This is a genomic window from Pseudoduganella sp. (assembly GCF_041914865.1).
Lineage (GTDB): Bacteria > Pseudomonadota > Gammaproteobacteria > Burkholderiales > Burkholderiaceae_D > Rugamonas.
In genome coordinates this window covers 51,387-62,028 of record NZ_JAYSCO010000033.1, presented here as the reverse complement: position 1 = coordinate 62,028, position 10,642 = coordinate 51,387, and the positions used below count along the sequence as shown (strand labels likewise).

Annotated in this window: 8 protein-coding genes and 1 pseudogene; 2 read left to right on the top strand and 7 right to left on the bottom strand. The window is 70.1% G+C overall.

Annotation, left to right across the window (positions count from 1 at the left end; translation table 11 throughout):
* Both ACE3TQ_RS16220 and ACE3TQ_RS16215 read left to right on the top strand, forming a co-directional pair.
* Positions 1-500, top strand: a pseudogene (locus tag ACE3TQ_RS16220) (lysine decarboxylase); the annotation flags it as partial.
* Positions 501-647: 147 nt separating this feature from the next.
* Positions 648-1,985: a sigma 54-interacting transcriptional regulator gene (locus ACE3TQ_RS16215; protein ID WP_374583319.1), complete on the top strand. Its 1,338-nt coding sequence runs from the start codon at positions 648-650 to the stop codon at positions 1,983-1,985.
* A 14-nt stretch (positions 1,986-1,999) separates the two neighbouring features.
* Here ACE3TQ_RS16215 and ACE3TQ_RS16210 read toward each other — a convergent pair whose 3' ends face one another.
* From ACE3TQ_RS16210 to ACE3TQ_RS16180, 7 genes are all read right to left on the bottom strand, one after another.
* Positions 2,000-2,731, bottom strand: coding sequence for an amidohydrolase family protein (locus ACE3TQ_RS16210; protein ID WP_374583318.1), 732 nt, complete (start codon positions 2,729-2,731; stop codon positions 2,000-2,002).
* Complete coding sequence (locus ACE3TQ_RS16205) at positions 2,728-3,921, bottom strand: hypothetical protein (protein ID WP_374583317.1); 1,194 nt, start codon at positions 3,919-3,921, stop codon at positions 2,728-2,730. The genes ACE3TQ_RS16210 and ACE3TQ_RS16205 overlap by 4 nt, the downstream gene beginning before the upstream one ends.
* Positions 3,914-4,951 (bottom strand): aminotransferase class I/II-fold pyridoxal phosphate-dependent enzyme, encoded by a 1,038-nt coding sequence (locus ACE3TQ_RS16200; protein ID WP_374583316.1) that lies wholly within the window; start codon positions 4,949-4,951, stop codon positions 3,914-3,916. Before ACE3TQ_RS16200 ends, ACE3TQ_RS16205 begins: the two co-directional genes overlap by 8 nt.
* Positions 4,952-4,958: 7 nt before the next feature.
* Entirely contained in the window at positions 4,959-7,121 is a 2,163-nt protein-coding gene (locus tag ACE3TQ_RS16195; RefSeq protein ID WP_374583315.1) for an 8-amino-7-oxononanoate synthase, read from the bottom strand.
* A gap of 10 nt (positions 7,122-7,131) precedes the next feature.
* A complete protein-coding gene (locus ACE3TQ_RS16190; protein ID WP_374583314.1) occupies positions 7,132-8,391 on the bottom strand; it encodes a hypothetical protein in 1,260 nt (419 codons plus the stop codon).
* Positions 8,392-8,396: 5 nt separating this feature from the next.
* Positions 8,397-9,623, bottom strand: a complete 1,227-nt coding sequence (locus ACE3TQ_RS16185) for a hypothetical protein (RefSeq protein ID WP_374583313.1) — start codon at positions 9,621-9,623, stop codon at positions 8,397-8,399.
* A gap of 164 nt (positions 9,624-9,787) precedes the next feature.
* A complete protein-coding gene (locus tag ACE3TQ_RS16180; protein WP_374583312.1) occupies positions 9,788-10,636 on the bottom strand; it encodes an intradiol ring-cleavage dioxygenase in 849 nt (282 codons plus the stop codon).
* Positions 10,637-10,642: the final 6 nt, after the last annotated feature.

The window sequence follows — 10,642 nt, the reverse complement described above, 5'->3', positions numbered from 1 at the left end:
GCTGGAACACCCTGCTGACCGCGCTGCAGCAGTTCAAGGACGACTACGACAAGAACGCCCCGATGTGGCGCATCCTGCCGGAGTTCTCGGCGGCCAACCCGCGCTACGAGCAGATGGGCCTGCGCGACCTGTGCCAGCAGATCCACGACTTCTACAAGGCCTACGACGTGGCGCGCCTGACCACCGAAATGTACCTGTCGGACATGGTGCCGGCCATGAAGCCGTCGGACGCTTTCGCCAAGATGGCGCACCGCGAGATCGAGCGCGTGGCGCTGGACGAACTGGAAGGCCGCATCACCGCCATCCTGCTGACGCCTTACCCGCCGGGCATCCCGCTGCTGATCCCGGGCGAGCGCTTCAACAAGACCATCGTCGATTACCTGCGCTTTGCGCGCGACTTCAACGAGCACTTCCCGGGCTTCGAGACCGACGTGCACGGCCTGGTCAAGCGCGAAGTGAACGGCAAACGCGACTACTTCGTCGACTGCGTCAAGCAGTAAAACAAAAAAGCCCGCAGCAGCGGGCTTTTTTCTTGGTAGTCCATCCGCCATGCGCCGGCAGTTGGCTGGCGTTTGCGCTGGCGCAAAGCGCGCCGTGGCGGGCTGGCGCTATAGTGGTTGTCCGCTCCAGTCCCAGGGCAACCCAGCATGCAGCACTCGATCAGCCTTATCGCCAGCGGCGACGTCCCGCCGGACAGCTTGCAGGCCTTGCGCAGCGCGCTGGCCCGGCAGGGTTTTGAAGCCGCCGGCGCGCCGGCGGCGACCGTCGCCCTGTTCGGCCGCTGGGATGCGCAAGCCACGGCCCTGGTCCACGACGGCGCCGCCCATGGCTGTCCCCTCCTGGCCATCTGCACGCAACCGGCGGACCTGCCGGCGGAGGCGATGTGGGCGGTGCTGGACGCGGGCGCCGGCGACCTGCTGCTGGCAGACGGTGCACCCGACGCCGTGGCGCACCAGGCGGCCGCCCGGCTGCAGCGCTGGCGCGAACTCGATGCGCGCATGGCAAGCGCCGAAGTACGCGAATTCCTGGTCGGCGACAGTCCGGCCTGGCGCACGCTGGTGCGCAGCGTGGTGGAAGTGGCCGCCTTCACCGATTCGCCGGTACTGGTCACGGGTGAAACCGGCACCGGCAAGGACCTGGTCGCGCAAGCGATCGGCCGCCTGCATCGCGGCAATGGCGCGCTCACGGTGCTCGACTGCACAACGCTTTCGCCCGAGCTGGCGGGCAGCGAATTATTCGGCCACGAACGCGGCGCGTTCACCGGCGCCTACAGTTCGCGCGATGGCGCCTTCGCCGCCGCCAACGGCGGCGTACTGTTCCTGGACGAAGTCGGCGAACTGCCGCTGCCGCTGCAGGCGCAGCTGCTGCGCGTGATCCAGGAGCGGCAATACAAACGGGTCGGCAGCAACCAGTGGCACCCCACCAGCTTCCGCCTGGTGTGCGCCACCAACCGCGACCTGGAAGCGGAGGTGCAGCGCGGCGCCTTCCGCGCCGACCTGTATTACCGCATCGCCGCCTGGCGCTGCCGCACGCCGCCCTTGCGCGAGCGCCCCGGCGATATCCTGCCGCTGGTACGCCATTTCCTCGGCCTGCTGGGGGCGCGCGAGCGCGAACTCGATCCGGCGGTGCGCCAGTACCTGCTGACGCGCAGTTATCCGGGCAATGTGCGCGAGCTGCGGCAGACCGTGGCGCGCATCTGGCACCGCCACAGCGGGCCGGGGCCGATCACCATCGGCGACGTGCCGCCCGACGAGCGGCGCGGCGGCCTGCCCTGCTGGCCGGACCAGGCATTCGCCGAGGCGATCCGGCGCGCCATCGACCTCGGCGTCGGGCTGGCGCGCATCGGCCAGGCCGCCACCGATACCGCCATCCAGCTGGTGCTGGAGCAGGAAGGCGACAACAACCAGCGCGCCGCCCTGCGCCTGGGCGTCACCGACCGCACGCTCCAGCTGCGCCGCAAGGCGCGCGCCGGCCAACCCGGCTGAGCGTCCGCTGCGCGCTACGGCGCACCGCCGATCAGGCGCAGCAGGTTTTCCCCCAGCACCAGGGCCTCGTCGCGCGGGGCCAGGCCGAGCAGGCGGATCTTCTCCAGTTCCAGCCCCGGGTGCAGCCATGGGCCGTCGCTGCCGAACAGGATCTTGTGCGGCCCGGCGCGGCGCACCGCCTGCACCAGCAGGTCGAAGCGGCGCACGCCCGAGGTGTCGGCATAGATGTTGCGGTGGCGCGCCAGGTGGTCGATCACGGCCAGCTGCGCCGACCAGTCGTCGCCGAAGCTGCCCAGGTGCGGCAGGATGAAGTCGACATCCGGGTACTGGGTTGCCAGCAGTTCGGCCACCGACGCCACGCCGACCGGGTCGTACAGCACCGGCAGGCCGAAGAAGCGGGCCGCTTCGCACACTTCGCCGGTGATCGGCGCATCGTGCCGGTGCAGCTTGATGCCGGCGAAGCCGTAACGCTCCACCGCTGTGCGCACCATGGAGGCAATATGGCCGGCATCGCGCCGCGCATGCACGAAGGCGAAGCCGATATAGCGCCCGGGCTGCGCCGCCACCAGCTGCGCCACGGCCGCGTTGGCGCGGTCGTAGTCGCTGTGGAAGGCCGCCAGCAGCACCGTGCGGTCGATGCCGGCGGCGCGCGCGCGCCGGGCGTAGCGGTCCAGGGCAGCGTTGCTGTCCCATGGCCCGGTCAGGCCGTCGCCCGGCCCGGCATGGCAGTGGCAGTCGATGATCATGCCTGGCCAAAGCGCGGTGCGTGCGCGCGCAATGCATCCAGCACGGCCTTGCGCACGGCTTGCGGGCTGCCGTCGCCCGCGCCGGCCGCCTGCGCCGCGCGCCCGGCGATGCGCACGAAGCGGCGCGCCATTTCCAGCTCGCGGTCGACGCCGGGCATGCCCGCCATCTCCATTTCCAGCGCCTTGCCCAGGGCGCCGCCCAGCGCGCTGCCGAGGGCCGTGCCGACACCCGGGATCGGGATCAGCGAACCGAGGGCGCCGCCGACGAAAGGCAGGGCTTTCTTGGCGATCCCCTTCAGGATGCCGCCCAGCGGCTTGGCGACCTTCTTGATGCCTTTCCAGATGCCTTTGAACATCTTGCCCAGGAATTGCTCCAGCTCCGCCTCGCTTGCCACCGACAGCAGCTCCATGGCCAGCCCGGTTTCCTGTCCGGGCGTGAAAGGCAGGCGGCGGCACTGGCCGCAGCGGCAGGCGCTTTCATGCTCTTCGCCCAGCACTTCCAGTTCCAGTTCGCGCCGCTGGTTGGTCAGCACGCCGGGGAAGCGCGTCAGCATCACGTCGTGCAGGGTCCACTCGCGCCGCCGGCGGTCGGCCGCATCGAACAGGTCGGGCGCCACATAGGTCGAGACCTGGTCCGGCGCGATGCCCATCATGCTGGCGCAGGTGCGGTGTCTGGCCAGGCGCTCCGACATATTGTGCGACATGCCGCTGTAGCCGCGCCGCCGGCCGTTGACGGTGAACTCCAGGTAGTACAGGCCCGGGCCCTTGGTGCGCGAATGGTTCGGCGCCTGCTGCAGGTTGCCGATGAAGCGGTAGGCCGGGCGCAGGGTGCCAGGCTGGATATAGGCCAGGGCCGTGCCCAGCGTCGGCGGGGTTTCGCCCTCCTCGCCGCCGCCGTTCCCGCCGCCGTCGCCGCCATCGTCCGCAGCCGGCTCCAGGCCAGGTTCCGGGGCCGGTTCGGGCCCGGCGCCGGCCTGCGGCCAGGGTTCCGGCTCCAGCAGCGGCAAGACCGGGTACAGCGGCAGGCGGTAGGGCCACAAACCGCCGGGCGGCGCTGGGCGCGGCCCGGGGCGCGGTCCGGGCCGCGGACCGGAGCCGGGGCGGCGCTTCTTCAAACGCGGCACGGGTCGCGCACGCGGCATGCTGCGGCCGCCGCGCGGACGCCATTCGAATTCAAGCATTTCAAACATGCTGCACCTCCATGAGTTGTGCGATCGTGCGGGCGGCATGCGCCACCTCCTCCGCGCTGTGGTCGGCGCGCAGCAGCAGCGTCAGCACAGGCCTGGCCCGCGTTCCTTGCAGCAGTACTTCAATTCCCGCCAGCGAGAGCCGTGCATGCAGGTCCGGCCCGTCGCAGCCCGCTGGCAGCGCGATGCGCTGCACCGGAAAGCTGCCGCCAGCACAGGCGACTCCATAGGCGGCCATCAGGCTGCGCAGCTGGCCCACCCGCTCGCGCAGGCGCTGGCGCAAGGCATTTCCCGTGCGCCGGTTCAGCTGCAGCGCCTGCAGCGCCGCCGCCACCAGCGCCGACGAGGGCGGGCTGCAATGCACCCTGCTCTCGCTGCCGGCCATGAAGCGGCCCAGCAGCTTGCGCGGTCCCGCCAGCACGGCCAGCGGCACGCCGAAGCCCTTCGCCAGCGAGGCGCCGCACAGCACCGGCGCCCCGCCCAGCCCATGCGCCGGCACCGACCCGCCGCCGCGCGGACCCAGCACGCCCAGCGCCTGGGTGTCGTCCAGCAGCAGCAGGCCATGCCGGGCCGCCGCTATCTCGGCATAGGCGGCCAGTGGCGGCGCGGCCTCGCTGCCCGGCGTGTAGCCGTCCGCCAGCAGCAAGGGGCGCCAGCCCGCCGCCTGCCAGCGCTGCGCCAGCTGCGCGGCCTGGGCCGGGTCGCCGGCGCGGAACACCTGCACCGGCACGCCCAGGGCGGCGGCCCGTTCCACGCCCCAGCGCGCCACCGGATACGCCGCCGCATCCACCAGCACCGCGCACTGGCGACCGGCCAGCCAGCCGAACAGGTCCCAGAACAGGTGCAGCGACGACGTCAGCAGGCAGGCCGCCGCGCAATCCATCAGCCCTGCCAGCTCGGCGCCCAGCGCCACCTCGCCCGGCACCGGCGCCAGCGCCGCCGGCTTGCCGAGCGTGAGCGCGTCCCATGGCGGCAGCGTGCTGCTGGCATGCCGCATGCCAAGGTAGAGCGCACTGGTGAAGTCGGCGCCCATGGCCGCCTCACGCCACGCGCTGCTTGCCCTCCAGCCGCTGGCGCAGCAGTTCCGACGGCATCATCGCCTCCAGCTTCGGATTGGGCACCTCGGCCGTCAGGTCGACCCCGGTCACGGCGCGGTAGGCGTGCATATAGCCCTGTGCCTGCGGGCGCCAGAAGCGCGCCCAGGCAAAGGCGTCGTTCGGCTCGTACATATCGGTCCAGTGCGTGGTGCGGATCGACAGCAGCAGCATCTCGCCGAACATGGCCAGGTCGCGGAAGTGTGCCACGCTGGTGTCGCTCCAGCCTTGCACCTTCTTCATGGCGTCGACCCGGTCCATCCACGGTTCCGGATGCGCCACCATCAGGCGCGTCGGCAGGAATTCGCGGAACTCGGGGCGCGCCAGCATCCACTGCTGCATCAGCATCTCGATGCGCGAGGTGGACGGCAGGTCGCCGTACTGGTTGTGCGCCCCCTGCGACAGGATCAGGTGCACCTCCTTCAGCGCGTTCAGGATCGGGAAGGCATCGGCCTTGACGGTGGTGTCGTCGTCCTGGCGGTAGAACGGCATCAGCTGGCGCAGCAGGTTATGGAAGGCTTCGATGAACTTCGAGCGGCTGTCGGCCGGGTGGAAGTTGCGCACCGCCTTGCCGTCCAGGCGGATGCCGTAGTGGTGGTCGTACTCGTAGTTGCGGCGCACCACGGTCAGGCGGTGCTGCTCGTCCTGCACATAGCCCCACAGCAGGTTGTTCAGCGGCCGCAGCATGTCGATTTCCATATTGGCCAGCGGGTCCACGCCGGTGCCGTTGGCGTTCGAGCGCACATTCTGGAAGCGGCGCGTGATGGCGTTCATCGACTGCACCAGCATGCCCTCTTCCTGCCAGTAGGACCAGATCAGCTCCATCAGGCAGGGGTTCTGCAGGCGGTCGCGGATGAAGCCCGCGCACAGTTCCACATCGTGCGCGTGGTCATGGTCGATGTGGATGCGCACGTCGGGCAGCTTGCTGCGGATCAGCGCCAGGTAGGGCAAGGTCTTGATGTCCGGGTCGGCCGCGGTCAGGTAGCGGTTCAGCAGCTCGTCGGCCAGCACCTTGTCTTCCGGCAGGTCGCGCCGGTCCAGGTAGTCGGCGTCGTCCACCGGGCGGAAGTCCCACGGTTCGCTCAGCACGCCGCAGTTCACCATCACGTACGCCTCGGTGGCCGCTTTCAGCACGCGGTAGGAGTCGGTGTCGTTGAACGGCAGGAAGCGGCGCTTTTCCAGCGAGCGGAAGGCGCGCGCTTCCGGCGTCTTGCTGCCGCCTTCCTCGCAGAACAGGTGGTCCAGGAACTGCTTGTAGTTGTTGAAGGACAGCGCCTCGCTGCTGTTGCGGATCAGGGTCCAGTGCGCAATGGCGGGACGGAATTCCGCTTCGGTGCGCGCCGCGTGGGTGGTGATGTCGCCATTCACCGGGACCGGCGTCGAGCTGTCCACCATCACCGCTTCGGCCACGCGGAAGTAGGCGCCGTCGCTGGGGTTCGGCGTCTGGCCATCCAGCCCGCGCGGCTCCATGAAGAAGTTGGCCGCCGCGTCGACCCGGCCCACTGCGCCCAGCACGGCGCGCGACTCATAGCCGCTGCTGTCGATGGCGCTCAGGGGCGGCTCCGGCGTGGCGCGCATGCCGGGGATCGGCCGGTGCGGTTCGGGCGTGCCGCCGCCGCGATGGCGCAGGTAGTGCGTGGTGACCCACAGCGTGTCGCCCACCAGGCCATGCTCGCGCGAACGCTTGACGCCATTGGTGTAGAACATCACGTCCAGTTTGACCTCGGGCGCCAGCGCGATATCGGCCGTGCCGATACGGTCGGCGCGGCTGACCGCCGCCAGCCGGCAAAACAGCTTGCTGTCGGCCTCGAACGGGGTGACGTTATCGAGCACCACCCAGTACCAGGAGATCTCGTCCTGGCGCAGCGGCAGCTGGTCGAACGAGGCGCGGCCATCCGGCCCGGTGTGGGTGTGCTTGACCAGCAGCCCGCGCTTGATCATCGCATCCAGCTCGTTCAGGTCCGGTTCGCTGCTGTCGCTTTCGCCCCGCAGGAGCAGCAGCCTGGCATGCCCGACCGGCGCCAGGCTGCCATCGCGCAGTTGGGCCGACACCGTGACCTGGATCCGTCCATGCTCGGTGTGCGGCGCTTTTTTACCACTAGTAGCCATAACATTCTCCTCAGAGGTCGATCAAAGTATTGCGCAATGCCCAATGGGTCAGCAGGCGCGCCAGCAGGATGCTTTCATGCTCGGGACTCAGTTTGCCGTCGGCCCGCGCCTGCCCGATCACGGCGAACACCAGCACCGGCGCGGCGGCATACATGCGCTCCGGCCTGCGCTGCCACAGCCGGAACAGCAGGCCGAGGTAGGCGGGCTGGCGCTGCGCCACCGCCAGCGCCTGCGGCAGCGACGCGCCGCGCAAGGCAGCCGGGCGGTGGTTGGCCAGCAGGCCGGCCAGCGCCGGCAAGGCCGCGCGCAACTCCTGCAGCAGTTGCTGGTCGGCCGCCGGCAAGCCGTCCAGTGGATAGAAGGACTCCCACAGGCGCGCCAGGCGTTGCCACTGCGGGTGCGGGTAAAGCCGCTCGCCCATGGCGCAGCTGAGCAGGACGCGGATCCAGGGCACCGGATGCGGGTCGTCGATATTTATACGGAAGACGAAGATGCGCGGCAGGCTGACCACCCCGATCAGGCCGTGGGTAGCGGCGACGCCGACCCGCGCCACCGACCAGAAGTCGGCCACGATCTCCGAAATCCAGCGCTCCCACAGCTGCCACACGCGCGCCGGCCCGGCGCCGCCGCCCTGCAGCGACTGCAGCACAGGGCGCAGTGAGTTCACCAGGTCCAGCAGCGCCGCGCCCTGGTGCCCCACTTCATGGAACAGCGAGGAGGCGATGCTGGCCCCCACCATGCGCTCGCGCGGCACGCGGATGATGGCCACCGGGTTGCTGCCGCCGCCCGGCAGCCGGGTGCGCGCGCGGCGGATCGCGGCGCCCGGGCCCCGGTCCAGGTAGCACAGCACCGGCGGCGACTCATAGTAGCCGCCCGGGATCGCCAGCGCATCGAGCGAGGCGACATCCAGGCCGGCCAGCCAGACGCCGTTGCGGTGTTCGCTGCGCTGGGTCACCGCATCGTTGAACAGGTCGAACTGCACCAGCGCGGCATTGAACTTCATGCGCAGGAACGTGAAGCGGCGCTGCGCCTCGGCCGCCGTGGCCCGCTTGCCGCCGGCGCCGTGCAGCCAGCGCAGGAAGCCGCGCACCATGGCGCGCAGCTCGCGCCGCCCGGAGTACAGCTGGCGTTCGATCGCGCGCTGGGCGGCCGGCAGCAAGGCCGCTGCCGGCACCATCGGCTCGATCAGCGCGAAAGGCTGCACGCGGGCCAGGCGCGATAGCAGCGAACGCGCTTCCTGCGCCAGCATCCAGGCGGCGTATGGGCTCATCGCGGTCAGGCTCCGTAGATGACGATCTTGCGGCCCTGGCGCACCCAGCGTCCGCTGCCGCCGCGTGCCGCCCCCTGCTGCGCACCCTGGCTGCGGCCGGCCCCGCCCTGCTGGCCGAACTGGCCGCCTTGCTGGCCGTACTGGCCGCCTTGCTGGCCAAACTGGCCACCCTGTGCGCCGTTGCGGCCCAGCAGGCCCGGGGCGAACTGGCGCGCCGCCGCGGTCGCGGCCTGCATCGCCACCTGGCGCGGATCGCCGCCGCGCGTCTGGGCCGCGCGGCTCACGGTGTCGGCGGCCATCTTGACGAAGGTGCGGGCGCCTTCGAACTCGCGGTCCTCGCTCTGGAATTCGCCTTCCGCCTCCAGCCCCAGCGCGCTGCCGGCGGCCGATGCCAGGCCGCTGCCGATTTTGGCGCCCAGCGGGCCGCCGAAGTAGCCGCCGATCGCGCCGCCGGCCAGCGGGATGGCCTTCTTGGCCACGCCTTTCAGCGCGCCGCCGATGGCCTGGCCGACCGGGGAGCGGATCACATTGCCGGCGAAGTTGGCGGCCTTCTTCAGGAAGCTGCCCAGGAACTGGTCCAGCTCCGCTTCGTTGGTGACCGACAGCAGTTCGCTGGCCAGCTCCATTTCTTCGGCTTCGGTCAGCATGCCCTGCTGGCCGGTCTCGCCACCCCATTCCGCCTCGCCGAATTCATATTCGCCTTCGTAGTTGGAGGCTTCGTTGCCAAACTCCAGGGTGGTGCGGTCGATGTCATGCATGATGTGCTCCCTTTCTGGTGAGACTGCGGATGGAAGAGCGGATGTCCGCTCCATGATTGAAGTAAGGGCCGGCATCAGCCCCGGTGCGATGCTGCGTGCCGCAAGGGCCAGCGCGGCGCGCCTGACCTGGCGCGGGTCGCCGCGCGCCGCCTGGCGCGCCCGGCGCGATGCCAGGCCGGCAAAGCGCATGAACTGGCGCGCCGTTTCGAATTCGCGGTCTTCGGCGCTCAGTCCCTCCAGCTCCAGGCCGAGCATGCGGGCCGCAGCAGGCCCGGCCGACAGGACCTCGCTGGCCAGCGGCGCCAGCACGTCCCCCAGGGCCGGCGCTGCGCGCCGCATCCATTGCGCCAGGCGCCCTTCGCGCCGGGCCGACAGCAGTTCGGCGGCCTGCGCCAGGCTGTTGTCGCGCCATGCCGCGCCTGCGGCGGCAGGCGCCAGTTCGAGCTCAGGGCGATAACTGATCAAACGGTCCATGCCAGCTCCCTTGCCAATGCCATGACAGGGATAGTGCAAACGGCATGCCAGCGCGCTTGCCCCTGCAGCGGGCGCAGAGGGGCGAAAGGGATTTCGCGGCGCGGCGAAAAAGGCAGCGGCCCGGCGAAATTCGTTTCGCGCGGGCCGCTATCCAGTTGGAGGACTCAGGCTGCGACGGCGACGGTCAGGGTTACCACATAGCCGTCGGTGGGATTGCCGCTCATGCTGCCGAGCTGCAGCGCGTAGCCGTCGCTGAAGATATTGTCAGTGGCGAAGCTGATGCGCGACAGGTTGCTGGCGGAGCTGGCGTAGCCGGGGCTGGCGTAGGCCTCGTTCATGGTCGCCAGCGGGAACGTGAACTGCGACGTCTTGATGCGGTTGGCCGCGCTGCTGCTGTGTGCCAGGCTGCGGTACACCTCAAAGTGGATATGCGGCATGCGGCCTTCGTAGCAGCCGGGGAAGATACTGGTAAACGCCAGGTTGCCGTCCGCGTCCGCCACCTGCACGCCGCGCAGGTAGTTCTGGTCCGTGACACCTTGCGAGTACAGCGAGTAGCGCCCTTCGCGGTCGCAATGCCACAGATAGACCGCGAAGTTGCCGGCGGCCGCGCAGCTGGCATTGGCGTTGACGATCTTCAGCTTGATGGTAAGCGGTATGCCGGCGGCAGTGCCGCTGGCGCCATTGAAGCTGCTGCGGATGTCGCTGCGCACCACGCCCGCCTGCGTGAGCACGTTGACGATGCCACTGGCATTGCTGTTGGTCCCGTTGCCCGGATAGGGGCCGCCCGTCTCCTCGGGGATGGCGCTGCAGCTGCCGCTGCCGGTCGTGCCGCTGCTGGCCGCGCCTGTGCCGCCGCTGGCAACGCTGCCGTCAACGCTGCCATCGCCGCCGCAGGCCGCCAGCGGCACGGCGGCGGCACCGGCAAGCAGCCAGCGCAGCGCGCTGCGGCGGTCGCCCGCCAGGCGCATCATGGCTTCCAGGTCTTCCGCCAGGCTGTGTCCATGCACATCCATCCCGTT